Source organism: Streptomyces sp. 7-21 (assembly GCF_016741785.1).
Taxonomy (GTDB): domain Bacteria; phylum Actinomycetota; class Actinomycetes; order Streptomycetales; family Streptomycetaceae; genus Streptomyces.
Genome location: NZ_JAERRL010000013.1, coordinates 120,471 through 146,481, shown reverse-complemented (window position 1 = coordinate 146,481; position 26,011 = coordinate 120,471). Strand labels below are relative to the sequence as shown.

Below are 26,011 nucleotides of genomic sequence, written 5' to 3'. Positions count from 1 at the left end.
CGACGCACCGATCATTACGACGGATGCGCGGATGCGCGCGGAAGCGAAGAGCACGCTGATCACCCTCGTCGAACACGCGCTGATGGCCCGCCTGCGCTGACCAGCCGCCCGGCGGGCCGCCACCAGCCCCTCGCTAGGCTGGTGGCGTGCGCATCGCCAGATTCTCCATTGAGGGCACCGTCGGCTTCGGCGTGGTCGAGGGGGAGCCCACCGACAAGGACGGGCTCGTGCTCGACCTCATCAAGGGCCACCCCTTCGGGGGCGTGGAGCGCTCGGGGCGCCGTATTCCCCTGAGCAAGGTCCGGCTGCTGCCGCCGGTGCTCCCGAGCAAGATCATCGCCGTGGGCCGCAACTACGCCGAGCACGCCAGGGAGCTCGGCAACGCGGTCCCCGAGGCTCCTCTCACCTTCCTGAAGCCGTCCACCGCGGTCATCGGCCCGGGTGATCCGATCGCCTATCCGCCGTTCTCCTCCGAGATCCACCACGAGGCCGAGCTGGCCGTGGTGATCGGCAGGCTGTGCCGGGAGGTGCCGAAGGAGCGGGCCAGTGAGGTCATCCTCGGCTACACGTGCGCCAATGACCTCACCGCGCGCGACGTCCAGCAGCGCGAGTCCCAGTGGGCCAGGGCCAAGGGTTTCGACCACTCCTGCCCGCTGGGACCGTGGATGGTCACGGACGTCGATCCCGCGGACCTGGCGATCATGTGCACCGTCAACGGCGAGCAGCGGCAGCTCGGCCGCACCAGCGAGATGGTGCGCTCGGTGGCCGACCTGATCGCCCACATCTCCGAGGCCATGACGCTGCTGCCGCAGGACGTCATCCTCACCGGCACCCCCGCGGGGGTCGGCCCCCTCCACGTCGGCGACGAGGTCGCCGTCACTATCGAAGGCATCGGCACACTCACCAACAAGGTGGTCAAGCGTTGACCAGCACCGGCGTTCGCGTCCGCTTCTGTCCCTCCCCGACCGGCAACCCGCATGTGGGGCTGGTCCGCACCGCCCTGTTCAACTGGGCATTCGCGCGTCACCACGGGGGAACGTTCGTCTTCCGCATCGAGGACACCGACGCCGCGCGCGACTCCGAGGAGTCCTACCAGGCGCTGCTCGACGCGATGCGCTGGCTCGGGCTCGACTGGGACGAGGGGCCGGAGGCCGGCGGCCCGCACGGCCCGTACCGCCAGTCGGAACGGATGGACATCTACCGTGACGTCGCCGACCGCCTGCTGCGCGCGGGCCACGCGTACCACTGCTACTGCACGACCGAGGAGCTGGCCGCGCGCCGGGAGGCGGCGCGCCGGGAGGGCCGCCCCTCGGGGTACGACGGCGCCTGTCGCGACCTGTCCGAGGCGCAGATCGCCGCCTACCAGGCGGAGGGCCGCACCCCGATCGTGCGCTTCCGGATGCCGGACGAGCCGATCACGTTCACCGACCTGGTGCGCGGCGAGCTGACCTTCTCGCCGGAGAACGTGCCGGACTACGGCATCGTGCGCGCCAACGGGGCCCCGCTGTACACGCTGGTCAACCCGGTGGACGACGCGCTGATGAAGATCACGCACGTGCTGCGCGGTGAGGACCTGCTGTCCTCGACGCCGCGGCAGATCGCGCTGTACCGGGCGCTGGGTGACATCGGGCTGACCGACGGCAGCATCCCGGAGTTCGGGCACCTGCCGTACGTGCTGGGCGAGGGCACGAAGAAGCTCTCGAAGCGGGACCCGGAGTCCTCGCTCAACCTCTACCGGGACCGCGGTTTCCTGCCCTCGGGCCTGCTGAACTACCTGGCGCTGCTGGGCTGGTCCATTGCCGAGGACCGCGACGTGTTCTCCCTGGACGAGATGGTCGAGGCCTTCGACGTCACGGCGGTCAACGCCAACCCGGCGCGGTTCGATCTGAAGAAGTGCGAGGCGATCAACGCCATCCACATCCGGGAGCGGCTGTCGACCGAGGAGTTCATCGCCGCCTGCGAGCCGTGGCTGCGGCCGCCGCACGCCCCCTGGAAGCCGGAGGCGTTCGACGCGGCGGCCTTCGCGGAGCTGGCGCCGCTGGCGCAGACCCGGGTCACCGTGCTCTCCGACATCACGGCCAACGTCGACTTCCTGTTCCTGGACGAGCCGGCCGTGGACGAGAAGTCCTGGGCCAAGGCGATGAAGCCCGGTGCGGAGGCCGTGCTGCGCAGCGCCAGGGAGCGGCTGGCGGCGCTGGCGGACTGGCGCGCGGAGCCGCTGAAGGAGGCCGTGCAGGCGGCGGGGGAGGAGCACGCGCTGAAGCTCGGCAAGGCGCAGGCGCCGGTCCGCGTCGCGGTGACGGGGCGGACGGTCGGGCTGCCGCTGTTCGAGTCGCTCCAGACGCTGGGGCGTGAGCGCACGCTGGCCCGGATCGACGCGGCGCTTGAGCGGCTGGCTGGGGAGCGCGGCGACGGGTGAGCGCCCCCTGCTGCCGGGCCGGGGACGGGAACCGGTTTTGGAGCAGCGTCGCTGATCCGGTAATGTTCTTCCTGTCGCCGGCCCCCGGCAGGGGGTTGCAAGCCAGTGGGCTATGGTGTAATTGGCAGCACGACTGATTCTGGTTCAGTTAGTCTAGGTTCGAGTCCTGGTAGCCCAGCGAATCTCATCTCTGAGTGAGATCCCGCCCCCGTTGTGTAGCGGCCTAGCACGCTGCCCTCTCAAGGCAGTAGCGCCGGTTCGAATCCGGTCGGGGGTACGGCCCCGTTGTGTAGCGGCCTAGCACGCTGCCCTCTCAAGGCAGTAGCGCCGGTTCGAATCCGGTCGGGGCTACGGTCAGGCGCCCCCGTCACTGACGGGGGCGCCTTTCGTATGGCTCTCGCAGGGCGCGCGTGGCGCGGATCCGCGCGAGGGCTGGCCGGCGGCGTGTGCCCAGGTGTGTGCCGCCTCACGCGCCGCTGCCAGGCGCTGTGGTCACTCCGGGCCCGGCGGTTGCTCGCGGAACCGGCGGGTCGCCTCTTCCGCATGCGCCAGGCGCCGCAGGCTCAGCAGCACCGGCTCGTAGAGCACGGTGAAGGCCACGGCAGCCTCCAGGCGCGTCGTGGGCGCCTTCAGCGCCGCGACGAAGTCCAGCTCGTGGGCGGCGAGCCCGGCGGCCAGCTCGCCGTAGCGCAGCAGCCGCTCCTCGTCGCACGGGTAGCCGAGCCGGTAGAGCGTGGCCAGTGCGGCGACGAGCGACTGGTGGGCCGGGTTGTCCGGCACGACGAGCCAGCCGAGGCGGCGCTGCACCGCCTCAGCCACCCGCCGGGCGTCGGCCGTTGCCTCGTCCTCCGCCGTGGCCGGCGCGGAGACCTGGGGGAGCGCGTCGACCGCCGTCCCCATGCGTGCGAGCGGATCCAGGCTCTCGTCGTCGACGGCGGCCAGCACCTCGCGTGCCGTCGCCACCGGGACCCGGCCGATGTGCACCAGCGCGCGGACGAGCCGCAGCCGCCGCAGGTGCTCCTCGTCGTACTCCGCCTGCGTCGCGGTCACGCGCTTGCCCGGGGGCAGCAGGCCTTCGCGCAGGTAGTACTTGATCGTCGCGGTGGACACCCCGCTCCGCTCGCTCAGCTCCGAGAGCCGCATCGCGTACTCCCTTGCGTCAGGTGTGAGATAGTGGCACTATCTAAGCATGGATAGCGGCACTATCCCATTGCTCGCCGTGACCGCTGTCCGCCTGCGGATGCGTCTGCCGCAGGGCGCGGCAGAGCGCAAAGGGGCGCGGAGGGACGGGGTGCGATGGCGGAGAAGATCTACGAAGGGCGGATGACGGCCGCCGGCTCCGGGCCGGTCACGGTCTTTCTCATCGGCATGAGAATCAACAGCTTCCGGCGGGTGCGCAGCTGGTGGCCGCTCTTCCGCGTCATGCCGAAGATGCTGCGGGAGCTGTCGCAAGACGGCGGCAGCGGACTGCTCGGCTACCGCATGCTGGTCGGCGGGCCGCGGCTGGTCTGTCTCGTGCAGTACTGGTCCTCGCCGGAGCGGCTGCTGGCGTATGCCTCGGCGCCGGACAGGGAGCACCGCCCCGCGTGGGCGGCGTTCAACCGGCGCATGCGCGAGGGCAAGGGGTGCGTCGGCTTCTGGCACGAGACGTACGTCGTCCCGGCCGGCGCCCACGAGGCGGTCTACGTGAACATGCCGGCCTTCGGGCTGGGGAAGGCCGTCGGCATCATGCCGGTGGGCCGCCGCGGCGACCGGGCGGCCGACCGGCTGGCGGCGGTCAGGAACCCCGCTTGAGCGCCTCGGTGAGGCGGGCGGCGGCGTCCAGGACCGCCTGGGCGTGCGTCCTGCCCGGGTGGCGCGTGAGCCGCTCGATCGGGCCGGAGACGGACACCGCCGCGACCACCCGGTTCGACGGGCCGCGCACGGGGGCGGAGACGGACGCCACGCCCGGTTCCCGCTCGCCCACGGACTGTGCCCAGCCGCGGCGCCGCACGCCGGACAGCGCGGTGGCGGTGAACCGCGCGCCCTGCAGGCCGTGGTGGAGCCGCTCGGGCTCCTCCCAGGCGAGCAGGACCTGGGCGGCCGAGCCGGCCTTCATCGGCAGGGTGGAGCCCACGGGTACCGTGTCGCGCAGTCCGGAGAGCCGCTCGGCCGCGGCGACGCAGATGCGCATCTCGCCCTGGCGGCGGTAGAGCTGGGCGCTCTCGCCCGTCAGGTCCCGCAGCTGCGTGAGTACGGGTCCGGCCGCGGCCAGCAGGCGGTCCTCACCGGCCGCCGCGGCGAGTTCGGCCAGGCGCGGGCCGAGCACGAACCGGCCCTGCATGTCTCTGGCCAGGAGGCGGTGGTGTTCCAGGGCCACCGCCATCCGGTGCGCGGTCGGCCGGGCGAGCCCGGTCGCTCCCACGAGTCCGGCCAGCGTCGCCGGCCCGGATTCGAGAGCGGCCAGGACGAGCGCCGCCTTGTCGAGAACGCCCACTCCGCTGGAGTCGCCGCTAGTCTTGTCCATGCAACGATACTCGCGTCTCACACTGTGAAACGCAAGTTCATTCTCCGGCGGAACGCGCCAAGCTTGGTGGCCCGGTCAACGCCCGGTGCGCGGGGAACGGACGAGGGCTGGGCCAGTTCAGCGTCGAAGAGCACGCCCGGAGGGATAACGATGGGACGGACACTGGCGGAGAAGGTGTGGGACGACCATGTCGTCCGACGCGCGGAGGGTGAGCCGGATCTCCTCTACATCGATCTCCATCTGCTCCACGAGGTAACCAGCCCGCAGGCCTTCGACGGCCTGCGCAAGAGCGGCAGGCGGGTGCGCCGTACCGACCTGACGATCGCGACCGAGGACCACAACACCCCGACGCTCGACATCGACAAGCCCATCGCCGACCCGGTCTCCCGCACGCAGCTGGAGACGCTGCGGAAGAACTGCGCGGAGTTCGGGGTCCGGCTGCACCCGCTCGGCGACCGGGAGCAGGGTGTGGTGCACGTGGTCGGCCCGCAGCTGGGCCTGACCCAGCCCGGCATGACCATTGTCTGCGGCGACAGCCACACCTCGACCCACGGCGCGTTCGGCGCCCTGGCGTTCGGCATCGGCACCAGCCAGGTCGAGCACGTCCTGGCCACACAGACGCTGCCGATGGCGCCGTTCAAGACGATGGCCGTGACCGTCACGGGCGAGCTGCCCGAGGACGTGACCGCCAAGGACCTGATCCTGGCGATCATCGCCCGGATCGGCACCGGCGGCGGCCAGGGCTACGTCATCGAATACCGCGGCGAGGCCATCGAGAAGCTGTCGATGGAGGCCCGGATGACGATCTGCAACATGTCGATCGAGGCCGGGGCCCGCGCGGGCATGATCGCGCCCGACGAGACCACGTTCGCCTACATCAAGGGCCGGCCGCACGCCCCCACCGGCGCCGACTGGGACGCCGCCGTCGCCTACTGGAAGACGCTGCGCACCGACGAGGACGCCGTCTTCGACCACGAGGTGGTGATCGACGCCAGCGAGCTGGCTCCGTTCGTCACCTGGGGCACCAACCCCGGCCAGGGGCTGCCGCTGTCCGGTTCGGTGCCCGACCCGGCGTCGTTCACCGACCCCACCGAGCGGCTCGCCGCCGAGAAGGCCCTGGAGTACATGGGCCTCGAGCCCGGCCAGCGGCTGCGTGACATCGCTATCGACACCGTCTTCGTCGGCTCGTGCACCAACGGCCGCATCGAGGACCTGCGCGCGGCCGCCGAGGTGCTCAAGGGGCGGAAGATCGCCGACGGCGTGCGGATGCTCGTCGTCCCCGGATCGGTCCGCGTCGCCCTCCAGGCCGTCGAGGAGGGGCTGGACAAGGTGTTCACGGCCGCGGGCGCCGAGTGGCGGCACGCCGGCTGCTCGATGTGTCTGGGCATGAACCCCGACCAGCTCTCCCCCGGGGAGCGCTGCGCGTCCACCTCGAACCGCAACTTCGAGGGCCGCCAGGGCAAGGGCGGCCGCACCCACCTGGTCTCGCCGCAGGTCGCCGCCGCCACGGCGGTCACCGGCCGCCTCGCCTCTCCGGCCGATCTGGCCGACGTTCCCGCGCTCGTGGAGGTCTGAACCATGGAAGCATTCACCACGCACACCGGCCGTGCCGTTCCGCTGCGCCGGAGCAACGTCGACACCGACCAGATCATCCCCGCGCACTGGCTGAAGAAGGTCACGCGCGACGGTTTCGAGGACGGTCTGTTCGAAGCCTGGCGGAAGGACCCGTCCTTCGTCCTCAACCAGCCGGAGCGCCAGGGGGCCACCGTGCTCGTGGCCGGCCCCGACTTCGGCACGGGCTCCTCCCGGGAGCACGCCGTCTGGGCGCTCCAGAACTACGGCTTCCGCGCCGTGATCTCCTCCCGCTTCGCGGACATCTTCCGCGGCAACTCGCTGAAGAACGGGCTGCTGACGGTCGTCCTGCCGCAGGAGACCGTCGAGGAGCTGTGGCGGCTGACCGAGGCGGACCCGGCGGCCGAGGTGACCGTCGACCTCGTGGAGCGGCGCGTCACCGCCCAGGGCGTTGACGTGGGCTTCGAGCTTGACGAGAACTCCCGGTGGCGCCTGCTCGAAGGACTGGACGACATCAGCATCACGCTGCGGAACGAGTCCGCCATCACGGACTTCGAGGCCCGGCGGCCGTCCTACAAGCCCCGCACGCAGGCGGCCTGACTTCCCCTCAGCAACTGCCCCCGTCCCGGCGCGTTTCACGCGTCCGGGGCGGGGGCACTCGCATGACGGCCCGTCACGACACGGGCGTTGGGGGGCTAAGAGGGAGATACCAGGGTCAAGGTGGCACAATCGGCCGCATGGAACGCGACGGTCAACTCGAACTCTACGACCTCGTCGCCGCACGACTGAAGGACGCCCACCGTATGGTGCGGGGCCTGCACGTATCCGAAGAGGTACGGCGGACCCTCGTCAGGAGGCTGCTGGTCATCACGGCGGCCACCAAGCAGGATCTGCCGGGCGCGGCCCGTCGTCTGGAGCGGCTGATGCAGGACGTTGAGACCGCCGAGCGCACCGGGCAGCTGCCCGGGCGTGAGGCGGAGCGCACCGGGCCGTCGCCGGATCAGCCCGGCGATCGCGGCGGAGGAACTCCGTGATGGGGCGACCTCGTTGCGACACAAGGGTGATTCGCCCGTTTCGCGTTTGATTTGCAGAATATATCTGCCTAACGTGCGAAAAAGCGCGAACACATTCGTTCCTGCCATGCCTGCGAAGGGGAAGACGTGAACAAGGCACAACTCGTAGAAGCCATCGCCGACAAGCTCGGCGGTCGCCAGCAGGCCGCGGACGCGGTCGATATCGTCCTCGACGCCATCATCCGCGCCGTCGTCGCGGGCGAGCGGGTCTCCGTCACCGGCTTCGGTTCGTTCGAGAAGGTGGAGCGGCCGGCGCGCTACGCCCGGAACCCGCAGACCGGGGAGCGGGTGCGCGTCAAGAAGACCTCCGTCCCCCGCTTCCGTGCCGGGCAGGGTTTCAAGGACCTGGTGGCCGGGACCAAGAAGCTCCCCAAGAACGACGTCGCCGTCAAGAAGGCCCCCAAGGGCAGCCTCTCCGGCGGCACGGCCACCAAGAAGGCGGCGGCCAAGAAGGCCGCGGCGAAGAAGACCACGGCCAAGAAGACCACCGCCAAGAAGACGACGGCGAAGAAGGCCACCGCCAAGAAGGCGGCGCCCGCGCGCAAGACGACTGCCAAGAAGACGGCGGCCAAGAAGGCGCCGGCGAAGAAGGCCACGGCCAAGAAGGCTCCCGCCAAGCGGACCGCCGCCCGCAAGACGACCGCCAAGAAGGCCACCGCACGCCGCAGGTGATCACCGTCCCCAGCGGACGGCGCACAGCCGCGCGGGCCGGATTCCCCACGGGAGTCCGGCCCGCGGCCGTTGCGGGCCCGCACCGCCCGCCGCTCCTGGCGGGCCGTTGTCCCAGCGCCTAGGCTGCGCGGCATGCAGGCGACCGCGTACACCTTCGACCCCGTCACCCGCACCGGCAGCGTGCTCCTGGACGACGGCACATCCGTGGACTTCGGCGCCGCGGCGTTCGACGCCGGCGGCCTGCGGCTGCTGCGCCCGGGCCAGCGGGTGCGGATCGAGGCGGAGCGCGAGAACGGCGGGCTGCGCATCACCCTGGTGACGCTCCAGACCTTCTAGCCGGGCCAGCCGGGGCACAAGGCGCCGTCACGGCACGGGCACGGCCCCGGCGGCATCCAGCACCGCGGCCGTCCGCGGCCCCACCCCCAGCCGCAGCGCGGCCCGCAGGTCCTCGCCGTCGTCCACGTCGCGGCGGACGCTGTCGACCTGCGCCAGCGTCAGTTCCGCGGCACCGGCCGCCCGGTGGCGGGCACGCGAGGCGCCGCCGAACGCCGGGGCGAGCGCGGCGCCGGGCGCCGCCGCCAGCAGCGTGGTGCCCACGCCGGCCGCGTCAGGGAGGAAGCTGCGCGCGTGACCCGAGGCGGCCCGCAGCACGCGCGCCAGTTCGGCCGGCCGCAGCGCCGGCAGATCCGCGTTGAGCGCCGCCACGCCCGCCGCGGGCCGCGACCGCCTGAGGATGTCCGCGCCGTGGGCCAGCGCCGCGTTCAGCCCTCGCCGTGGCGCATCGGGCACGACCGTGGCGCCGAGCCGCCGCAGGCGCGCGGCGGCGTACGCGTCATCGGTGACAATCACCACATTCCGCACCGCCTCACAGGCCAGCGCGGCCGTCACCGTGTCCTCCGCGAAGGCCAGCGCGAGCACCGGGCGCAGCGTCTCGCCCGCCGCCGGGCGGAGCCTGCTCTTGGCCAGCCGCAGCGGCTTGAGCGGCACGATCAGCGACCACGTGGCGTCGGACACCAGGACATTCTCCTCGCTCGTACCAGGACGCTCCGGGGCGGGCCGGGGCACGCTGCGGCCGTGGCGGCCGTTCGCCGTGCGGGACCCGGCGCCGGGCCCGGCCTGCCCCGATCCGCTGGACACGCCAACAACCCGGGGTGAGACTTGTGCGTCTGCTGACAGGGACCGGACCGGGACGCCGGCCGGAGCAGCGCGAGAGGAGATGGTGTCCGAGTGCCTCGCCGCAGAATCGGCTTCTGGTACCGATTGGCCGCCTGTGTGGTCAAACCCTTCCTTCTGTTGTTTTTCAAACGCGACTGGAGGGGAATGCACCATATTCCGGCGCAGGGGGGATTCATCACCGTCGTCAACCACAACTCCTACCTGGACCCCCTGTCCTACGCGCACTTTCAGTACAACACCGGGCGCGTCCCCCGATTCCTCGCCAAGGAGAGTCTCTTCCGGAAGGGCCCCGTCGGCGCCATGATGCGCGGCACCGGCCAGATCCCCGTCTACCGCGAGACCTCCGACGCCGCCGGCGCCTTCCGCGCCGCCGTCGAGGCCGTCAACCGGGGAGAGTGCGTCGCGTTCTACCCCGAGGGCACCCTCACCCGCGACCCCGGCCTGTGGCCGATGGAGGGCAAGACCGGAGCCGCGCGCGTCGCGCTCCTCACCGGCGCCCCCGTCATCCCGGTCGCCCAGTGGGGCGCGCACGAGGCGATGCCGCCCTACGCCACCTCCAAGCGGCTGCGGCTGTTCCCCCGCAAGACCCTGACGGTGGTCGCCGGCCCTCCCGTGGACCTGAGCGAGTACCAGGGTGTCGAGCCGAACACCGAGGTGCTCCGCGAGATGACTGACAAGATCATGGACGCCATCACCGCGCTCCTTGCCGACGTGCGCGACGAGGAGCCGCCCGCCACCCGTCACGTGCACCACAGGGCGCGCACGGAGCGGCGGGATCCCAGCACCGCGTCCGCAGAGGAGACAACCGAGTGACACGCGCCGCCGTCTACGGCACCGGCTCCTGGGGAACCGCCTTCGCCATGGTCCTGGCCGACGCCGGCTGCGAGGTGACGCTCTGGGGCCGCCGCCCCGAGCTCGCCGCGTCGGTCAACACCAGCCACGTCAACCCGGACTACCTGCCCGGTATCCGCCTCCCCGCGGCCGTCCGCGCCACCACCGACCCGGCGCAGGCGGCGCGGGGCGCGGAGTTCGCCGTCTTCGCCGTGCCGTCCCAGACGCTGCGCGCCAACCTCGGCCAGTGGGCCTCGCTGCTCCCCGGCGACGCCGTCCTGGTGTCGCTCATGAAGGGCATCGAACTGGGCACCGCCAAGCGGATGAGCGAGGTCATCCAGGACGTCACCGGCGCCGGCCCCGAGCGCGTCGCCGTCCTGTCCGGCCCCAACCTCGCCCGGGAGATCGCCGAGCGGCAGCCCGCGGCCTCCGTCGTGGCCTGCCGCGATGAGGCCGTGGCCCGGCGTCTCCAGGCGGCCTGCCACACCCCGTACTTCCGGCCGTACACCAACACCGACGTCGTCGGCTGCGAACTCGGCGGCGCGGTCAAGAACGTCATCGCCCTCGCCGTCGGCATCGCCGACGGCATGGGGCTGGGCGACAACGCGAAGGCCTCCCTGATGACGCGCGGGCTCGCCGAGACCGCCCGCCTGGGGCTGGCCATGGGGGCCGACCCGCAGACGTTCGCCGGCCTGGCCGGCATGGGCGACCTCATCGCCACCTGCTCCTCGCCGCTGTCCCGCAACCACACCTTCGGCACGAACCTGGGGCGCGGCATGACGCTCGCGCAGACCATCGCGGTCACCCGCCAGACCGCCGAGGGCGTCAAGTCGTGCGAGTCCGTCCTGGAGCTGGCCCGCCGTCACGGCGTCGACATGCCGCTCACCGAGACCGTCGTCGGCATCGTGCACCACGGCACGGCGCCCCACGTGGCGCTGAAAGAGTTGATGTCGCGCAGCGCCAAGCCCGAACACCGCTGACGCCGGCCGTCACGTTAGGTAGCCTCGGGGGGTGATGAGCAGCCAGACGCCTCCCCAGAGCCCCCGGAGCCCGGAGAGCCGCAAGACGCGCGTCGCCGTCGTGTTCGGCGGCCGGAGCTCCGAGCACACCATCTCGGTCGTCACCGCGGGCGCCGTGCTCGGCGCCATCGACCGCGACAAGTACGACGTGCTGCCCATCGGCATCACCAGTGACGGCCGGTGGGCGCTCACCGCGGACGATCCGGCGCGCATGGCGATCACGGGGCGTGAACTCCCCAGCGTCGAGCGGGTCGCCGAGCCGGGCAGCGGCGGCGTGCTGCTGCCGGTGGCGCCCGAGCAGCGGGAGGTCGTGTACGCCGAGCCCGGCTCCGTCCCGAAGGACCTGGGGGAGGTGGACGTGGTCTTCCCGCTGCTCCACGGCCCGTACGGCGAGGACGGCACGCTCCAGGGCCTGCTGGAGCTGTCGGGCGTGCCCTACGTCGGCTCCGGCGTGCTCTCCTCGGCGATCGGCATGGACAAGGAGTACATGAAGCGCGTCTTCGCCTCCTTCGGCCTGCCGGTGGGGCCGTACACGGTCGTCCGCCCCCGCGAGTGGGAACGGGACCCGGACGGGGTGCACGAGCGGATCGCCGCGTTCGCCGGGGAGCACGGCTGGCCGCTGTTCATCAAGCCCGCCCGCGGCGGCTCCTCGCTGGGCATTTCCCGGGTCAGCGGCGTCGAGGAGCTGGGACCGGCCCTGGCGCAGGCCCGCCGCCACGATCCGAAGCTCGTCATCGAGGCGCTGGTGCGGGGCCGGGAGATCGAGTGCGGCGTCCTGGAATTCGAGGACGGCCCGCGCGCCAGCGTGCCCGCCGAGATCCCGCCGGGGGACAGCCACGACTTCTACGACTTCGAGGCGAAGTACCTGGACTCCGCCGAGGGCATCGTGCCGGCCCCGCTCACCGAGGAGCAGACGGCGCGCGTCCGCGAGCTCGCGGTCCTCGCCTTCGAGGCGGCCTCCTGCGAGGGACTGGTGCGCGCCGACTTCTTCCTGCGGGAGGACGGCGAGTTCGTCATCAACGAGATCAACACGATGCCGGGCTTCACGCCCATCTCGATGTTCCCCAGGATGTGGGAGGCGGCCGGCCTGACCTACCCGGAGATCATCGACCGGCTGATCCAGGCGGCGCTGCGCCGCAGCACCGGCCTGCGTTAGGGAGCCGACCGCAGCGCGTCGGGAGGGATGTGCGCGTCGACCGGGGCCGCCAGATCGACCAGCGGATTGACCTCCGGCGCGTAGTCGTCCGGCACCGTCACCTCCACGTAGACCGACCGCTCGGTCGTCGTGAAGCGGAAGCCGTCCGGCTGCTCCTCCACCAGCCACGCGACGCCGTTGACCTCCACCGCGTCGGCCGCCGGGTTGTAGGTGCTGCTCCCCGGGGTCAGCACGGCGGGACGGTCCACCCCGCAGCGCAGCACGATCGGCGGATCGCCCCACACGGCGGCGTAGGGTGTCTCCTGGCCGGGCGTTCCGCGCTCCTGGTCCTGCACCCGCCGCGGCAGCGCCGATGCCAGGTCCCGGCAGGCCGCCGCCGCCTCGCCGGACGGGCTGGGCACCGCGACGCCGGCCGGGCCGCCGCCCGAGCAGGCGGCGCAGGCCAGCAGCGCCACAGACACCACAGACAGCAGGGAGACCAGCGGGAGCGCGCGGCGCCGGGCGGAGTGCACGCGCAGGAGCATAAGGGGGGCTAGAGGTGCACGACCGGACAGGTCAGGGTCCGCGTGATACCGGGCACGCGCTGGATCTCAGCGACCACCAGGCGCCCGAGCTCGTCCACGGAGGACGCCTGGGCCCGCGCGATGACGTCGTAGGGCCCCGTGACGTCCTCCGCCTGGATTACCCCGGCGATCTTCGCGATGACATCGGCCACGGCGGACGCCTTGCCCACCTCGGTCTGGACCAGGATGTAAGCCTGTACCACGTGTCCTCCACAGCGGCTACGAGGAGCGGGGGCGCTACCGTAGCGCGTCACGACCAGGGCCGACAGGCCAGCGGCGGCCTCGTCCGCGGTGGGTGACACCCGGCACCGGCGGCGGTGGCGGCGAAGCGGCTGACAGGGCGGTCCGATGAGCATGAGGAGAGCTTCAGTGAAGGGCAGTGTGGGCGAGCTCGGTGAGTTCGGGCTGATCCGGGAGCTGACGTCCCGTATCACGAGCAGCCCCGCCGTGCGGCTTGGCCCGGGAGACGACGCCGCCGTGGTCGCCGCCCCGGACCGCCGGGTCGTCGCCAGCACCGACATCCTGCTGGAGGGGCGGCACTTCCGCCGGGACTGGTCCACCGCCTACGACGTCGGCCGCAAGGCCGCCGCGCAGAACCTCGCCGACGTCGCCGCCATGGGCGCGGTGCCCACCGCGGTGCTGCTCGGCCTCGTCGTGCCCGCGGAACTCTCCGCCACCTGGCCCGTCGAGCTGATGGACGGCATCAGCGACGAGTGCCAGGCCGCGGGCGCGGGCGTCGCGGGCGGGGACGTCGTGCGCGGCGAGACCATCATGCTCACCCTCACCGCGCTCGGCGACCTGCGGGGCCGCGAGCCGGTCACGCGCACCGGCGCCCGCCCCGGCGACCTCGTCGCCGTCACCGGCTGGCTCGGCTGGTCCGCCGCGGGCCACGCCGTCCTGTCGCGCGGCTTCCGCTCGCCGCGCGCCTTCGTCGAGGCGCACCGCCGCCCCGAGCCGCCCTACGCGGCCGGTCCCGCGGGCGCCGCGCTCGGCGCCACCGCGATGACGGACGTCAGCGACGGGCTCATCGCGGACCTCGGCCACATCGCGCACGGCAGCAAGGTCCGCATCGACATCCGCTCCGCCGCCCTCGACGTGCCCGCGCAGATGTCCGACATCGGCCAGGCCGTGGGCGTCGACCCGCTGCACTGGGTCCTCACCGGCGGGGAGGACCACGCGATCGTGGCGACCTTCCCGCCCGAGACCAAGCTGCCCGCCCGCTGGCGCGTGATCGGGGAGGTGCTGCCCAACCGGCTGCGCGGCACCGTGCCCTCGCCGCAGGGCAGCGCCCCGCACCCGCGGGTGACCGTGGACGGTGCCGCGTGGGACAAGGCAGGCGGCTGGGACCATTTCAGCCAGTGAGTCCGGCAGCGGAGCCGGGCCGGTGAGGGTGAGGGGTACGGAGGTGACCATGGGGACCAGCCAGCCGCCGCCGCGCGTGCTGACGATCGCGGGCTCCGACTCGGGCGGGGGAGCGGGGATCCAGGCCGATCTGAAGACGATGCTGGCGCTGGGCACGCACGGGATGAGCGTGGTCACCGCCGTCACCGCGCAGAACTCGCTGGGCGTGCAGGGCGTGTGGGAGCTGCCGCCTGAGGCGGTGGAGCAGCAGTTCCGCAGCGTCGTGGACGACATCGGCGTGCAGGCCGTCAAGACCGGCATGCTCGCCTCCGCACCGCTGGTGACGGCCGTCGCCGGGCTGCTCGGCGAGCTGACCGTGCCGGTCGTCGTCGACCCCGTCGGCGTCGCCACGAGCGGCGACCGGCTGCTGGCGGCCGAGGCGCTCGACGCCGTCCGCACCAAGCTGCTGCCGGCGGCGACCGTGGCCACTCCGAACCTGCACGAGGTCACCGAACTCACCGGCGTGCGCGTGACCGCCGAGACGGACATGCGCCGCGCGGCCGCCGCCGTGCTGGCGCTCGGGCCGCGCTGGGCCCTCATCAAGGGCGGCCACCTGCCCGCCGGGGACGCCACCGACCTGCTCACCGACGGCACCGAGGAACACTGGCTCCGCGCCCCCCGCTACCCCAGCCGACACACCCACGGCACGGGCTGCACCCTGGCCTCCGCCATAGCCTCCCGGCTGGCCGCCGGGCTGCCCGTGCCCCAGGCCGTCGCCGAGGCCAAGGACTACGTCACGGGAGCGATCGCCGCGGCCTTCCCGCTGGGGGCCGGCGCCGGACCGGTGCACCACGGGTACCGGACCGGCCATCCCGCGTAGCCCTGGCGCCCGCGCGCGGGCACACGAAAGCCGGCCCACCACGAGGATGGACCGGCTGCCGTCGTTGCGGTTACGGCCGAGGGTGCGCTGCTCCGCCTCAGCGGCTGACCTTGCCTGCCTTGATGCAGGAGGTGCAGACGTTCAGACGCTTCGGCGTCCCGTTGATCACGGCACGCACCCGCTGGATGTTGGGGTTCCAACGGCGCGGGGTGCGGCGGTGCGAGTGGGAAATACGGTTGCCGAAGCCCGGCCCCTTGCCGCAGACATCGCAGTTGGCAGCCACGGTCACTCCAAAGACGGGTCAGCCCCGCACAGACGGGGGTGACGGAAACTTACGCTGGGGATGCGCGAGATGTAGCAGGCGACATCAAGCAACCGAGGCAGCATACCCCGAGCGTTCCCCGCCGGCGAAATCGCCCGCTGGCCAGGCAGGCCGTAAGCTGCACGCCCGACGGCATCCGTCTGCCCCGGGAGGTCCTCACGTGCCGCAGCCGCTTGACGCCACGGCGGTACGGCGCTGGTGCCAGACCGCCCTGGACCTGCTCGGCCGCGCCCGCGAGGACATCGACGCCAGCAACGTCTACCCCGTCGCCGACGCGGACACCGGCACCAACCTCTACCTCACCATGGAGTCCGCCGCACAGGCCGTGACGGCCGCCGCGGCCGGGTGCCCCACGCTCGCCGAGGCCGCGCGGGCCATGGCCCACGGCGCGCTGATCGGCGCCCGCGGCAACTCCGGCACCATCCTCGCCCAGCTGCTGCGCGGCCTGGCCGCGGAGCTCGCCCGTCACCCCGAACCCGCCCCGGCCGGGGCGCTCGCCGCCGCCCTCGGCGCCGCCGCCCGCGCCGCCTACGAGGGCGTGGCCCATCCGGTCGAGGGCACCATGCTCACCGTGGCCCGCGCCGCGGCCGGCGCCGCACGGACGGTGCCCGCCGCGGCCGGCGCCGCGCGGGCGGTGTCCGCGGCGGCCGCGGCCGCCCGTGAGGCGCTCGCCCGTACCCCGGCCCAGCTGTCCGTGCTCGCCGAGGCGGGCGTCGTCGACGCCGGGGGTGCCGGGCTCGTCGCCGTCCTCGACGCCCTCGACGCCGCGCTCTCCGGCCGCCGGCCCGACCCCGCTGCCCACCGCGGACTGGCCAGGCCGGCGTCCCTCACCGCCGCAGCCGCCTCCCCGTCCGCCGCCGGCCACGGGCACGCCCGGGACGGGGACCCGCCGGGCCAGCACCCGCCCTGCGACGGGCACGGCCACCCGTACGAGGTCATCTACCTGCTGGACGCGCCCGACGAGGCCATCCCGGCCCTGCGCACCCGCCTGGACGCGCTCGGCGACTCCCTCGTCGTCGCCGGCGGCGACGGCCTGTGGCACGTGCACCTGCACACCGCCGAGGCCGGCCCCGCCGTCGAGGCCGCGCTCGACGCCGGCCGCCCCCACCGCATCCGCATCGTCTCCCTCGCCGGGGCCGCCGGGGCCAGTCCCGCCGCCGCGCCCCGTGCCGGCCGCGCCGTCGTCGCCGTCCTGCCCGGCGACGGTCTCGCCGCCCTCTGCCGCGAGGCCGGCGCCACGACGCTCACCGCCCGCCCCGGCGAGCCGCCCGGCAGCGGCGAACTGGCCGCCGCCCTCAGCCACACCGGCGCCGGCGAGGTGATCCTCCTGCCCAACGATGACGGCTTGTGGCACGCCGCCTCAGCCGCGGCCGAGCAGGCCCGTGCCCAGGGCATCCGGGTCTCCGTCATTCCCACCCGCTCCCCGGTGCAGGGCATCGCGGCTCTCGCCGTGCACGCGCCCGAGCGCCGCTTCGACGAGGACGTCGTCGCCATGACCTCCGCCGCCGGCGCCACCCGCTTCGGCGAGGTGACCACCGCCGAGGGCGAGGCGTGGACCTCGGCGGGTATCTGCCAGGCCGGGGACGTGCTCGGCCTCATCGACGGCGATGTCGCCGTCATCGGCCAGGAGCCCGGTGACGTCGCCGCCGACGTGCTCGGGCGCATGCTGTCGGCCGGCGGTGAACTGGTCACGCTCGTCCTGGGCGAGCGCGCCTCCGGCCAGCTCGCCGACCGCCTGCGGGAACAGGTCAGGCGCCGCCACCTCGGCGTGGAGACCGTGGTCTGCGAGGGCCGGCAGTCCTCTCACCTGCTCATCGGCGTCGAATGACCGGCCGCTGACCGCCGCGCGCGGCCCGCCCCGCCCCGCCGCGCGACGGCTGTCAGCGCCAGGCGGTTAGATGGGGGCGTGACCGCGACCCGCCCGCTTTTCAGCCAGCCCCTCAGCAAGGTGGTCGGCGGCACCACCGCGAAGGTCATGGCCGACCAGCTCGGCCTGCGCACGGTCGCCGACCTGCTGCACCACTACCCCCGGCGCTACGCCGAGCGCGGTGAGCTGACCCGCCTCGCCGACCTGCCGCTCGATGAGCACGTCACGGTCGTCGCCGAGATCGCCGACGCCCGGCTGCTGACGTACAACCGCGGCAAGGGCCAGCGCCTGGAGGTCACGCTCACCGACGGCAGCGGACGGCTCCGTCTGGTCTTCTTCGGCCGCGCCGTCCACCACCACAAGCGCGAGCTCCTCCCGGGGCGGCGCGGCATGTTCGCCGGCAAGGTGTCCGTGTTCAACCGCACGCTGCAGCTGGCGCACCCGGCCTACCAGCTGCTGGGCGCGGACGCCGGGGCCGAGGCCGTCGAGGAGTTCGCCGGCCGGCCGCTGCCGCTGTACCCGGCCTGCCGCCAGCTGGAGTCCTGGCGCATCGCGAAGGCCGTCGGCACCGTCCTGGCGTCCCTGGAGGCCACCGGCTGGGAAGGGCTGACCGACCCGCTGCCCGAGGAGCTGCGCGCGGCGCACGGGCTGCTGCCGCTGCCCGAGGCGTTCCGGGCGGTCCACCAGCCGCGCGACACCGCCGAGATCGCGGCGGCCCGGTCCCGGCTGAAGTGGGACGAGGCGTTCGTCCTCCAGGTGGCACTCGCCCGGCGGCGCCACGCGGCCGTCAGCCAGCCCGCCGTGCCGCGGGTGCCCCGGCCGGGCGGCCTGCTGGAACGGTTCGACGCGAGGCTGCCGTTCGAGCTGACCGGCGGGCAGCGCCGGGTGTGCGAGGAGATCTTCGCCGACCTGGCCACCGCCCATCCCATGCACCGGCTGCTCCAGGGCGAGGTGGGCAGCGGCAAGACGCTCGTCGCGCTGCGGGCCATGCTGGCGGTGGCGGACAGCGGCGGGCAGTCCGCGCTGCTCGCGCCGACCGAGGTGCTCGCCCAGCAGCACCACCGCTCGCTGACGGAGATGATGGGCGACCTCGCGGAGGGCGGCATGCTCACCGGCGCCGAGGGCGGCACCCGCGTCGTGCTGCTCACCGGCTCGATGGGGGCGGCGGCCCGGCGGCGCGCGCTGCTCGAGGCCGCCAGCGGCGAAGCCGGGATTGTCGTCGGCACGCACGCGCTGATCGAGGACACGGTCAGCTTCCGCGACCTGGGCCTCGTCGTCGTGGACGAGCAGCACCGCTTCGGCGTCGAGCAGCGCGACGCCCTGCGGGCCAAGGCCGAACGGCCGCCGCACCTGCTGGTGATGACCGCCACCCCCATCCCGCGCACGGTGGCCATGACCGTCTTCGGCGACCTGGCGACCTCGGTGCTGGACGAGCTGCCGGCCGGCCGCTCGCCGCTCGCCAGCCACGTGGTGCCCGCGGCCGACAAACCGCACTTCCTGGCCCGCGCGTGGGAGCGGGTGCGGGAGGAAGTCAGCGCCGGGCACCAGGCGTACGTCGTCTGCCCGCGGATCGGCGAGGAAGGCGGGGAGGGCGGGGAAGACGGCGGGACGGCGCCGCGCGACGGCCGGGACCGGCCGCCGCTGGCCGTAACGGACGTCGCCCGCCAGCTCGCCGGAGGGCCGCTCGCCGGGCTGCGGCTCGGCGTGTTGCACGGCCGGATGGCGCCGGAGGAGAAGGACGCCGTGATGCGGTCCTTCGCTGCCGGGGAGACCGACGTGCTCGTCGCCACCACGGTGGTCGAGGTCGGCGTCAACGTGCCCAACGCGACGGTCATGGTGATCATGGACGCCGACCGCTTCGGTGTCTCGCAGCTCCACCAGCTGCGCGGCCGCGTCGGCCGGGGCTCGGCGCCCGGGCTCTGCCTGCTCGTTACCGAGGCGCCCGAGGGCAGCGCCGCGCGCGGCCGCCTGGAGGCGGTGGCCTCGACCCTCGATGGCTTCGAGCTGTCCCGCATCGACCTGGAGCAGCGCCGCGAGGGGGACGTGCTCGGCCAGGCTCAGTCCGGGGGCCGCAGCAGCCTGCGGATGCTCACCGTGATCGGCGACGAGGACGTCATCGCCGAGGCCCGCGCGGCGGCGGCCAGGGTGGTCGCCGCCGACCCGGAGCTGACGGGCCATCCGTCGCTGCGCGAGGCTCTCTCGGCGCTGCTCGACGCGGAGCGCGAGGAGTTCCTCGACAAGGGCTGACCCCGGCCCGGCCGTCCCCCGGGGAAGCCACCCCCGATTGTCAGTGCCACCTGCGAGGATGACAGTGCCGGCCGGTGGTGGCCGGCATGCCGGCAGCGGCCGGGCGGTCCGCCCGGCCGCCCGGCCTGGAGATTGGGGGTTGCTGGCATGTCCTTCCGTCACACCAACGAACTGCCCCTGCACGACAAGACCTTCCGCATCGAGCTCTCCAGCGACGACGACACGACCGTGACCCTGACCCTCACCGGCTGGAGCGAGGCCGCCCCCGGCGCCCCGCTCGCGGCCGGCACCGTGACGATGCCGCTCGCCGACGTGCCGGCGCTGCGCATCGCGCTCAACCGCGGCCTGCGTGCCCTGGCCCTGGCGGCCGGTGTGGCCGAGCCGATACCCGACCGCGACCTCCTGCGTGAGCTGTACCCCGGCCACGGCGCGCCCTGGGTGTGGCAGCACGAGAAGGACCTGGTGCGCCGGTTCCACGCGGGCGAGACCATCCCCCGCGTCGCCGCCCGGTTCGGGCGCACGCCCGAGTCGGTGCGGGCGAAGCTGCGGGAGCTGGGACACGACCCGCGCCGCCCGGAGTACTGCCCTCCCGACGGCTGCCTGTCCTGGTCGCGCTACGCCTCCCCGGCGCTGGTCGGAGCGGCCGACCAGGAGCGGGCCGGCCGGTGAACCGGCCGCCGGCTGCGGCCAGGTGACGGCACCGCGGGCGCGCGGCGGCAGCGGGCGCGCAGAAAATGCCGCTCGCTTCTCCCGCGAGCGCGCCCGCGGGGGCTACGGTGTCGGGCAAGGCAGCGGCCGGCTGAGGGAGGCATCCGTGATGAGTGACCGGTCACGCGCCTGGCGGGACGGCGCCGTCCCTTCGGCCGAGCAGCTGGAGCGGCTCTTCGGCGGGGACGTCCCGGCCTGGCCGGGGACCCGGTGGCCCCGGGCATACCCCGGGCGTGACAGCGGGGAGCACGCGCGCCGCCTGCTGAACCGCGCGGTCAACCCTGACCGTCCTGGGCAGGAGGTGCTGCGGCGGCTGGCCGGCGCCGTGGGACACGACATCGAACGGCTTCCGGACCGCCGGATCGAGCCGCCGCCGCGCGGCTGGTGCTCCGTGTACGAGCACGCCTTCCTGCTGGCGGACCACAGCGAACTCTGCCTGTACGAGGTGGAGCACGACGCCACCGAGGACGGCGAGCTCGTCTGCGAGGTCTACGCGGACGAGGCGACCGCGGGGCGTGCGGCCCGCCGGTGCGCCCGCGCCGCCCGCGAGCGCGCCCGGGACGCGGAGGCGGGGCAGCCCCAGGCGCCGTGACGCGAGAGGGCTTGGATAGCGTGGTCACCGACGGCTGACCACCGAGCGCTGACAAGGACCCTCATGACGCGCGTGATCGCCGGGACCGCCGGCGGACGGCGCCTCGCCGTGCCGCCCGGCGGCGGTACCCGGCCGACTTCCGACCGGGCGCGGGAGGGGCTTTTCTCCACGTGGGCGGCGCTGTGGGGCCCGCTCAGCGGTGCCCGCGTCCTCGACCTCTTCAGCGGCTCGGGCGCGGTGGGCCTGGAGGCGCTCTCCCGGGGCGCCGCGCACGCCCTGCTCGCCGAGTCCGACGCCCGTGCCGCCCGCACTATCAGGGAGAACATCCGGGCCCTTGGCCTGCCCGGCGCCGAGCTGCGCCCCGTGCGGGCCGAGCAGCTGGCGGCCTCTCCCCCCGAGGGCGGCGCCTACGACCTGGCCTTCCTCGACCCGCCCTATGCCTTCGGCGACGACGCGGTGGGCGAGATCCTCCTCACCCTCCGCCGGCAGGGCTGGCTCGCCGGCGACGCGGTCGTGACGGTGGAACGCAGCACCAGGGCGGGAGAGTTCCGCTGGCCCGCGGGCTTCACGGGCCTGCGTGCCCGCCGCTACGGCGAGGGCACGCTCTGGCATGGCGGCCCCGCAGCTGACCCCGCAGCCGACCCCGAACCCGGCCCCACCGCTGGCCACCCCCGAAGCGACCGGTCATGAACAGGCCGGAGAACACGCCGGAGAACCCGGACAATCCGGAGAACAAGGAGACACCGTTGCGCCGCGCAGTCTGCCCGGGATCGTTTGACCCGATCACCAACGGCCACCTCGACATCGTCGCCCGCGCCTCGCGGCTGTACGACTCCGTCTACGTCGCCGTGCTGGTCAACAAGTCCAAGAAGGGGCTGTTCTCCGTCGAGGAGCGGATCTCGCTCATCGAGGAGTGCACCGCCGAGTTCGGCAACGTCACGGTCGAGTCGTTCCACGGCCTGCTCGTCGACTACTGCAAGCAGCGTGAGATTCCGGCCATCGTCAAGGGCCTGCGCGCCGTCAGCGACTTCGACTACGAGCTCCAGATGGCCCAGATGAACCACGGGCTGTCCGGGGTGGAGACCCTTTTCATCCCGACCAACCCGGTCTACAGCTTCCTGTCGTCCAGCCTGGTCAAGGAGGTCGCCGCCTGGGGCGGCGACGTCTCCCACCTCGTGCCCGAGCCGGTCGTGCGGGAACTCGCCGCGAAACTGGACCGGCATTGAGCCCACTCGCGCGCTGAGTTGCCCGTACAGTCATCCCCGTGGACGTACAGCAGAAACTCGACGAGATCGTCGCGGCGGTGCGGGGCGCCAAGAGCATGCCCATGTCCGCCTCCTGCGTCATCAACCGCGCGGACCTGCTGGCTGGCCTCGAAGAGGTGCGGCAGGCGCTCCCCGACTCGCTGGCCCAGGCACAGGAGGTGCTCGGCGACCGCGCCCAGGTAGTCGCCGAGGCCCAGGAGGAGGCCCGGCGCATCGTCGAGGCCGCGCACGCCGAGCGCCGCTCGCTCGTCGAGGCGACCTCCGTGGTCCAGGAGGCCCAGGCCGAGGCGTCGCGCATCCTGGCCCGGGCCCGCCGCGAGGCCGACGAGGTCAAGGCGGAGGCCGACGACTACGTCGACAGCAAGCTGGCCAACTTCGAGGTGGTCCTCGGCAAGACGATCGGCTCGGTGGACCGCGGCCGGGAGAAGCTCCTCGGTCCCGGCCGGGGCGACCCGCAGGAGCTGCTGGAGCGGGCCGACGCCTACGTCGAGGCGCAGTTCGGCGCGATCGAGGCCGTGCTCCGCAAGACGCTCGAGGCCGTGGGCCGGGGCCGCCAGAAGCTGACCGGGCACCGCCCCATCGACGAGCTGGCGGAGCACATCGCCGCGCAGGACGCCCAGGAGCAGCAGGGCGGGCAGAGCGGGGCCGTGGCCGGCGGCACCTACTACGCCCCGCAGGAGGAGCAGGACACCTACTCCTATCTCGGCGTCCCCTCGCCCGCCGGCCCGGCCGGCGCCGGGGACTCCGCCGGCCCGGCCGCCCCGCCGGCGCCGCCCGCCGCGCCTCCGCCGCCGCCCGGGTACGAGCCGAGCCCTGCCTACGCGGGCGCGCCGGGTGACGGCGCCGCCGCGGCGTACCCGCAGGAGGGGTACGCGCAGGACGGGTACGCCGGTGCGACGGGTGGCTACCACGTGCCGGCCCAGTCGGCCGGGCAGGCGTATCCGGGGGACGGGTACGCGGGGAGCGACGCGTACGGGCAGTCCGCGGCCCAGCAGCCCGGCTACGGCTACCAGCAAACGGACGGCGGCTACACCGGTTCCGGCACCCTGGACGAGACCAGCTTCTTCGACACCAGCATGATCGACGCCGAGCAGCTGCGCCGTTACCAGCAGGAACACCCCTGAGCCCGCGCGCCGCTGGCCGGGCCCGCCATGCGGGATTGGGCGGCCAGCGGCCCGTGAAGTATGCTGACACTTCGGTCGTGGCACCCGTGTGGTCACGGCTGTCCGCCCGGCCCTCAGCAGGGGCCGTCCGCGCGGTCTCCCCGCGGTCCCTCCGTGAAGAAAGCAGAAAGCCCTGAACGCCCCGCTGGACCCCCGAGCCCCTCTCGTGTTCGACACTCGCGAGCTGGGGCGGCGTCCCGGTGCGCTCAGGAGGCTTTCGCGCACGGTCCCGGTGCCGCCGAGCTTCGGCAACGAGGTGATCGGCGTCCCGGAGGGCGCGGAGCTGGCGGTGGAGTTCCGCATGGAGTCGGTGATGGAGGGCGTGCTGGTCACCGGCACCGTCCGCGCACCGCTGGCGGGGGAGTGCGTGCGGTGCCTGGAGCCGCTGGACCGCGAGGTCACGGCGGACTACCAGGAGCTGTTCGCCTATCCGGACACGCTCGCCGGCGTCCCCGGCCGCGGCCAGGACGGCGCGGCGGACGAGGAGGCCGACGAGGAGACGCAGGTTCTCCAGGACGACATGGTCGACCTGGAGCCCGTGCTACGGGACGCGGTGGTGCTGTCGCTGCCGTTGCAGCCGGTGTGCCGGGAGGACTGCCCGGGGCTCTGCCCCGAGTGCGGTGCCCGGCTCGCCGATGACCCGGAGCACCATCACGAGGAAGCCGTCGACATCCGTTGGGCGGCACTGCGGGAGCTGGCCGGGACCCTGGAGTCCCGGGACGGCGCCGCACGTCAAGAGAAGGCACCCCGCGGCAGCGGGGACGACGACCCACAGGAGAAGTAGCCGTGGCTGTTCCGAAGCGGAAGATGTCGCGCAGCAACACTCGCCACCGCAGGTCGCAGTGGAAGGCCGCGGTCCCCAACCTGGTGAAGTGCGAGCGCTGCCAGGAGCCGAGGCTCCAGCACACCGCCTGCTCCAACTGCGGCACGTACAACAAGCGCCAGGTCCTCGAAGTCTGATCGGCGGGTGACGGGCTCCATGTCACACGCCAGGCGGTCGCAACCCCAGGCGTCGGCCGACACAGCCTCGTCCCTCGCGATCCTGGAAGGGCGGCTCGGCTACGAGGTCGAGGCCGCCCTTCTGGTCCGTGCGCTCACGCACCGCAGCTACGCCTACGAGAACGGCGGCCTGCCCACCAACGAGCGGCTGGAGTTCCTCGGCGACTCGGTGCTCGGTCTCGTCGTCACCGACACGCTGTACCGCAAGCACCCGGACCTGGCAGAGGGGCAGCTGGCTAAGCTGCGCGCCGCCGTCGTCAACGCCCGCGCACTTGCCGAGGTCGCGCGCGGCCTGGGACTGGGCGCGTTCGTGCGGCTGGGCCGCGGTGAGGAGGGGACCGGCGGCCGGGACAAGGCGTCGATCCTCGCCGACACGCTGGAGGCGGTCATCGGTGCGGTGTACCTGGACCGGGGCCTGGAGGCTGCGGACGAGATGGTGCACCGGCTGTTCGATCCCGTGATCGAGCGTTCCTCGAACCTCGGCGCCGGCCTGGACTGGAAGACGAGTCTCCAGGAGCTGACCGCCGCCGAGGGGCTGGGTGTTCCCGAGTACGTGATCACCGAGACCGGACCGGATCACGAGAAGACCTTCACGGCCGCGGCCCGCGTCGGTGGCGAGACGTACGGCACCGGGACGGGACGCAGCAAGAAGGAGGCCGAGCAGCAGGCGGCCGAGACGGCCTGGCGGGCGATCACCGCCGCGTCGGAGGCGAAGCGCGAGGCCGCTGGCCCCTCCGGCGGCGAGGCGTCTCTTGCCTGAGCTGCCCGAGGTCGAGGTCGTCCGCCGGGGGCTCGACCAGTGGGTGGCCCGCCGCGTCATCTCCGGCGCCCAGGTGCTGCACCCGCGTGCCGTGCGGCGTCACGCCGCGGGGCCGGCCGACTTCGCGGACCGTCTCGCCGGCCGCCGCGTGACGGCCGTGCGGCGCCGGGGCAAGTACCTGTGGCTGCCGCTGGACGGCGGATCGGCGCTGCTGGCGCACCTGGGCATGAGCGGCCAGCTGCTCGTGCAGCCGGGGAGGGCGCCGGATGAGAAGCACCTGCGGGTGCGGCTGACGTTCGACGACACCGCGCGCGGCGAGCTGCGTTTCGTCGACCAGCGGACCTTCGGCGGGCTGTCCGTGCACCGTCTCACCGGTGACGGTGTGCCGGAGGCGATCGCGCACATCGCGCGCGACCCGATGGATCCGGCCTTTGACGAGGACGCGTTCCACGACGCGCTGCGGCGGCGCGCCACGACGCTGAAGCGGGCGCTGCTGGACCAGACGCTTATCAGCGGCGTGGGCAACATCTACGCCGATGAGGCGCTGTGGCGTGCCCGGCTGCACTACGACCGTCCTGCCGGGAGCCTCACCCGGCGCCGGACGGCGGAGCTGGTGCGGCACATCCGCGAGGTGATGGCCGCGGCGCTGACGGCGGGCGGCACGAGCTTCGACAGCCTGTACGTGAACGTCAACGGCCAGTCCGGGTACTTCGACCGGTCGCTCGACGTGTACGGGCGCGAGGGCCTGCCCTGCCGCCGCTGCGGCACGCCCGTGCGGCGGCGGCCGTGGACCAACCGGTCGAGCTACTTCTGTCCGCGCTGCCAGCGTCCGCCGCGCTGACCGGCGCGCGCTCCGGCGCGGGCGTGCCCGCGCACGTCA

30 protein-coding genes, 3 tRNA genes and 1 pseudogene are annotated in these 26,011 nt (G+C 73.4%); 28 read left to right on the top strand and 6 right to left on the bottom strand.

Annotation, left to right across the window (positions count from 1 at the left end; translation table 11 throughout):
- From JK356_RS17400 to JK356_RS17375, 6 genes and pseudogenes are all read left to right on the top strand, one after another.
- Window positions 1–100 (top strand): annotated as a pseudogene (locus tag JK356_RS17400) (ATP-binding protein); the annotation flags it as partial.
- A 46-nt stretch (window positions 101–146) separates the two neighbouring features.
- A complete protein-coding gene (locus tag JK356_RS17395) occupies window positions 147–926 on the top strand; it encodes a fumarylacetoacetate hydrolase family protein (protein WP_201869180.1) in 780 nt (259 codons plus the stop codon).
- On the top strand, window positions 923–2,419 hold the full coding sequence (gene gltX / locus JK356_RS17390) for a glutamate--tRNA ligase (protein WP_201869178.1): 1,497 nt from the start codon (window positions 923–925) through the stop codon (window positions 2,417–2,419). The genes JK356_RS17395 and gltX overlap by 4 nt, the downstream gene beginning before the upstream one ends.
- Window positions 2,420–2,525: 106 nt before the next feature.
- A tRNA-Gln gene (locus JK356_RS17385) sits at window positions 2,526–2,597 on the top strand.
- 26 nt (window positions 2,598–2,623) lie between these two features.
- A tRNA-Glu gene (locus JK356_RS17380) sits at window positions 2,624–2,696 on the top strand.
- Window position 2,697: 1 nt separating this feature from the next.
- A tRNA-Glu gene (locus tag JK356_RS17375) sits at window positions 2,698–2,770 on the top strand.
- Between the two features lie 141 nt (window positions 2,771–2,911).
- Here the strand turns inward: JK356_RS17375 and JK356_RS17370 are convergent.
- Window positions 2,912–3,562 carry a MerR family transcriptional regulator gene (locus JK356_RS17370; RefSeq protein WP_201869176.1) on the bottom strand — a complete coding sequence of 217 codons (651 nt, stop codon included), beginning with the start codon at window positions 3,560–3,562 and terminating at the stop codon, window positions 2,912–2,914.
- A gap of 153 nt (window positions 3,563–3,715) precedes the next feature.
- On the opposite strand from JK356_RS17370, the gene JK356_RS17365 reads away from it, so the two are divergent.
- Window positions 3,716–4,213: a DUF4188 domain-containing protein gene (locus JK356_RS17365; protein WP_201869174.1), complete on the top strand. Its 498-nt coding sequence runs from the start codon at window positions 3,716–3,718 to the stop codon at window positions 4,211–4,213.
- Here JK356_RS17365 and JK356_RS17360 read toward each other — a convergent pair.
- On the bottom strand, window positions 4,197–4,925 hold the full coding sequence (locus JK356_RS17360) for an IclR family transcriptional regulator (RefSeq protein WP_201869172.1): 729 nt from the start codon (window positions 4,923–4,925) through the stop codon (window positions 4,197–4,199). The genes JK356_RS17365 and JK356_RS17360 overlap by 17 nt on opposite strands.
- 150 nt (window positions 4,926–5,075) lie before the next feature.
- On the opposite strand from JK356_RS17360, the gene leuC reads away from it, so the two are divergent.
- The 5 genes from leuC (at window position 5,076) to JK356_RS17335 (ending at window position 8,578) form a co-directional block, all read left to right on the top strand.
- Window positions 5,076–6,500: a 3-isopropylmalate dehydratase large subunit gene (gene leuC / locus JK356_RS17355; RefSeq protein ID WP_201869169.1), complete on the top strand. Its 1,425-nt coding sequence runs from the start codon at window positions 5,076–5,078 to the stop codon at window positions 6,498–6,500.
- A gap of 3 nt (window positions 6,501–6,503) precedes the next feature.
- Window positions 6,504–7,097, top strand: coding sequence for a 3-isopropylmalate dehydratase small subunit (leuD, locus tag JK356_RS17350; RefSeq protein WP_201869167.1), 594 nt, complete (start codon window positions 6,504–6,506; stop codon window positions 7,095–7,097).
- A 137-nt stretch (window positions 7,098–7,234) separates the two neighbouring features.
- Window positions 7,235–7,531: a hypothetical protein gene (locus tag JK356_RS17345; RefSeq protein ID WP_201869164.1), complete on the top strand. Its 297-nt coding sequence runs from the start codon at window positions 7,235–7,237 to the stop codon at window positions 7,529–7,531.
- A gap of 126 nt (window positions 7,532–7,657) precedes the next feature.
- The gene (locus JK356_RS17340; protein WP_201869163.1) at window positions 7,658–8,242 is read left to right on the top strand and encodes an HU family DNA-binding protein; all 585 of its coding nucleotides are present in this window, start codon (window positions 7,658–7,660) and stop codon (window positions 8,240–8,242) included.
- A 132-nt stretch (window positions 8,243–8,374) separates the two neighbouring features.
- The gene (locus JK356_RS17335; protein ID WP_201869162.1) at window positions 8,375–8,578 is read left to right on the top strand and encodes a hypothetical protein; all 204 of its coding nucleotides are present in this window, start codon (window positions 8,375–8,377) and stop codon (window positions 8,576–8,578) included.
- Between the two features lie 27 nt (window positions 8,579–8,605).
- Here the strand turns inward: JK356_RS17335 and cofC are convergent, their stop codons facing one another.
- Window positions 8,606–9,256, bottom strand: coding sequence for a 2-phospho-L-lactate guanylyltransferase (gene cofC / locus JK356_RS17330; RefSeq protein WP_307815681.1), 651 nt, complete (start codon window positions 9,254–9,256; stop codon window positions 8,606–8,608).
- A 213-nt stretch (window positions 9,257–9,469) separates the two neighbouring features.
- On the opposite strand from cofC, the gene JK356_RS17325 reads away from it, so the two are divergent.
- Genes JK356_RS17325 through JK356_RS17315 form a run of 3 tightly spaced genes read left to right on the top strand, consistent with a single transcriptional unit; the run spans window position 9,470 to window position 12,424 of the window.
- Window positions 9,470–10,231 (top strand): 1-acyl-sn-glycerol-3-phosphate acyltransferase, encoded by a 762-nt coding sequence (locus JK356_RS17325; protein ID WP_201869160.1) that lies wholly within the window; start codon window positions 9,470–9,472, stop codon window positions 10,229–10,231.
- Window positions 10,228–11,229 (top strand): NAD(P)H-dependent glycerol-3-phosphate dehydrogenase, encoded by a 1,002-nt coding sequence (locus JK356_RS17320; RefSeq protein WP_201869159.1) that lies wholly within the window; start codon window positions 10,228–10,230, stop codon window positions 11,227–11,229. Before JK356_RS17325 ends, JK356_RS17320 begins: the two co-directional genes overlap by 4 nt.
- Window positions 11,230–11,263: 34 nt before the next feature.
- Entirely contained in the window at window positions 11,264–12,424 is a 1,161-nt protein-coding gene (locus JK356_RS17315) for a D-alanine--D-alanine ligase family protein (protein ID WP_201869158.1), read from the top strand.
- Here JK356_RS17315 and JK356_RS17310 read toward each other — a convergent pair.
- Window positions 12,421–12,936 (bottom strand): DUF3515 domain-containing protein, encoded by a 516-nt coding sequence (locus JK356_RS17310; RefSeq protein WP_307815680.1) that lies wholly within the window; start codon window positions 12,934–12,936, stop codon window positions 12,421–12,423. The genes JK356_RS17315 and JK356_RS17310 overlap by 4 nt on opposite strands.
- A 20-nt stretch (window positions 12,937–12,956) precedes the next feature.
- Window positions 12,957–13,190 carry an Lrp/AsnC family transcriptional regulator gene (locus JK356_RS17305; RefSeq protein ID WP_201869156.1) on the bottom strand — a complete coding sequence of 78 codons (234 nt, stop codon included), beginning with the start codon at window positions 13,188–13,190 and terminating at the stop codon, window positions 12,957–12,959.
- A 166-nt stretch (window positions 13,191–13,356) separates the two neighbouring features.
- On the opposite strand from JK356_RS17305, the gene JK356_RS17300 reads away from it, so the two are divergent.
- Window positions 13,357–14,349: a thiamine-phosphate kinase gene (locus JK356_RS17300; RefSeq protein WP_201869155.1), complete on the top strand. Its 993-nt coding sequence runs from the start codon at window positions 13,357–13,359 to the stop codon at window positions 14,347–14,349.
- A gap of 49 nt (window positions 14,350–14,398) precedes the next feature.
- On the top strand, window positions 14,399–15,208 hold the full coding sequence (gene thiD / locus JK356_RS17295; RefSeq protein WP_201869153.1) for a bifunctional hydroxymethylpyrimidine kinase/phosphomethylpyrimidine kinase: 810 nt from the start codon (window positions 14,399–14,401) through the stop codon (window positions 15,206–15,208).
- A gap of 97 nt (window positions 15,209–15,305) precedes the next feature.
- On the opposite strand, the gene rpmB is transcribed toward thiD, so the two are convergent.
- Entirely contained in the window at window positions 15,306–15,491 is a 186-nt protein-coding gene (gene rpmB, locus JK356_RS17290; RefSeq protein ID WP_201869151.1) for a 50S ribosomal protein L28, read from the bottom strand.
- A gap of 199 nt (window positions 15,492–15,690) precedes the next feature.
- Here rpmB and JK356_RS17285 point away from each other — a divergent pair, with 199 nt between their 5' ends.
- From JK356_RS17285 to mutM, 11 genes are all read left to right on the top strand, one after another.
- Window positions 15,691–17,358, top strand: coding sequence for a DAK2 domain-containing protein (locus JK356_RS17285; RefSeq protein WP_201869201.1), 1,668 nt, complete (start codon window positions 15,691–15,693; stop codon window positions 17,356–17,358).
- A 147-nt stretch (window positions 17,359–17,505) separates the two neighbouring features.
- Window positions 17,506–19,644: an ATP-dependent DNA helicase RecG gene (recG, locus tag JK356_RS17280; RefSeq protein WP_236671493.1), complete on the top strand. Its 2,139-nt coding sequence runs from the start codon at window positions 17,506–17,508 to the stop codon at window positions 19,642–19,644.
- A gap of 147 nt (window positions 19,645–19,791) precedes the next feature.
- Window positions 19,792–20,313, top strand: coding sequence for a hypothetical protein (locus JK356_RS17275; RefSeq protein ID WP_201869141.1), 522 nt, complete (start codon window positions 19,792–19,794; stop codon window positions 20,311–20,313).
- Window positions 20,314–20,461: 148 nt separating this feature from the next.
- A complete protein-coding gene (locus JK356_RS17270; RefSeq protein ID WP_201869139.1) occupies window positions 20,462–20,944 on the top strand; it encodes a DUF6227 family protein in 483 nt (160 codons plus the stop codon).
- A 63-nt stretch (window positions 20,945–21,007) separates the two neighbouring features.
- Window positions 21,008–21,634 (top strand): 16S rRNA (guanine(966)-N(2))-methyltransferase RsmD, encoded by a 627-nt coding sequence (rsmD, locus tag JK356_RS17265; RefSeq protein WP_201869138.1) that lies wholly within the window; start codon window positions 21,008–21,010, stop codon window positions 21,632–21,634.
- Window positions 21,635–21,690: 56 nt separating this feature from the next.
- On the top strand, window positions 21,691–22,170 hold the full coding sequence (gene coaD, locus JK356_RS17260) for a pantetheine-phosphate adenylyltransferase (protein WP_236671492.1): 480 nt from the start codon (window positions 21,691–21,693) through the stop codon (window positions 22,168–22,170).
- A 38-nt stretch (window positions 22,171–22,208) separates the two neighbouring features.
- Window positions 22,209–23,333, top strand: coding sequence for an ATP synthase F0 subunit B (locus JK356_RS17255; RefSeq protein WP_201869130.1), 1,125 nt, complete (start codon window positions 22,209–22,211; stop codon window positions 23,331–23,333).
- A 172-nt stretch (window positions 23,334–23,505) separates the two neighbouring features.
- Window positions 23,506–24,156 (top strand): DUF177 domain-containing protein, encoded by a 651-nt coding sequence (locus JK356_RS17250; RefSeq protein ID WP_201869196.1) that lies wholly within the window; start codon window positions 23,506–23,508, stop codon window positions 24,154–24,156.
- 2 nt (window positions 24,157–24,158) lie between these two features.
- Window positions 24,159–24,332, top strand: a complete 174-nt coding sequence (gene rpmF / locus JK356_RS17245) for a 50S ribosomal protein L32 (protein ID WP_201869129.1) — start codon at window positions 24,159–24,161, stop codon at window positions 24,330–24,332.
- A gap of 19 nt (window positions 24,333–24,351) precedes the next feature.
- Window positions 24,352–25,131: a ribonuclease III gene (gene rnc, locus JK356_RS17240; RefSeq protein ID WP_201869128.1), complete on the top strand. Its 780-nt coding sequence runs from the start codon at window positions 24,352–24,354 to the stop codon at window positions 25,129–25,131.
- Entirely contained in the window at window positions 25,124–25,972 is an 849-nt protein-coding gene (mutM, locus tag JK356_RS17235) for a bifunctional DNA-formamidopyrimidine glycosylase/DNA-(apurinic or apyrimidinic site) lyase (RefSeq protein ID WP_201869127.1), read from the top strand. The genes rnc and mutM overlap by 8 nt, the downstream gene beginning before the upstream one ends.
- Window positions 25,973–26,011 lie beyond the last annotated feature (39 nt).

Excerpts from the sequence above, each read along its gene's own strand:
- rsmD (WP_201869138.1), top strand. The coding sequence starts at position 21,008 with ATGACGCGCGTGATCGCCGGGACCGCCGGCGGACGGCGCCTCGCCGTG.
- JK356_RS17360 (WP_201869172.1), bottom strand. The coding sequence starts at position 4,925 with ATGGACAAGACTAGCGGCGACTCCAGCGGAGTGGGCGTTCTCGACAAG.
- JK356_RS17345 (WP_201869164.1), top strand. The coding sequence starts at position 7,235 with ATGGAACGCGACGGTCAACTCGAACTCTACGACCTCGTCGCCGCACGA.
- JK356_RS17335 (WP_201869162.1), top strand. The coding sequence starts at position 8,375 with ATGCAGGCGACCGCGTACACCTTCGACCCCGTCACCCGCACCGGCAGC.
- JK356_RS17315 (WP_201869158.1), top strand. The coding sequence starts at position 11,264 with ATGAGCAGCCAGACGCCTCCCCAGAGCCCCCGGAGCCCGGAGAGCCGC.
- JK356_RS17270 (WP_201869139.1), top strand. The coding sequence starts at position 20,462 with ATGAGTGACCGGTCACGCGCCTGGCGGGACGGCGCCGTCCCTTCGGCC.
- recG (WP_236671493.1), top strand. The coding sequence starts at position 17,506 with ATGGCCGACCAGCTCGGCCTGCGCACGGTCGCCGACCTGCTGCACCAC.
- thiD (WP_201869153.1), top strand. The coding sequence starts at position 14,399 with ATGGGGACCAGCCAGCCGCCGCCGCGCGTGCTGACGATCGCGGGCTCC.
- JK356_RS17370 (WP_201869176.1), bottom strand. The coding sequence starts at position 3,562 with ATGCGGCTCTCGGAGCTGAGCGAGCGGAGCGGGGTGTCCACCGCGACG.
- rnc (WP_201869128.1), top strand. The coding sequence starts at position 24,352 with ATGTCACACGCCAGGCGGTCGCAACCCCAGGCGTCGGCCGACACAGCC.
- JK356_RS17275 (WP_201869141.1), top strand. The coding sequence starts at position 19,792 with ATGTCCTTCCGTCACACCAACGAACTGCCCCTGCACGACAAGACCTTC.
- leuC (WP_201869169.1), top strand. The coding sequence starts at position 5,076 with ATGGGACGGACACTGGCGGAGAAGGTGTGGGACGACCATGTCGTCCGA.
- leuD (WP_201869167.1), top strand. The coding sequence starts at position 6,504 with ATGGAAGCATTCACCACGCACACCGGCCGTGCCGTTCCGCTGCGCCGG.
- JK356_RS17365 (WP_201869174.1), top strand. The coding sequence starts at position 3,716 with ATGGCGGAGAAGATCTACGAAGGGCGGATGACGGCCGCCGGCTCCGGG.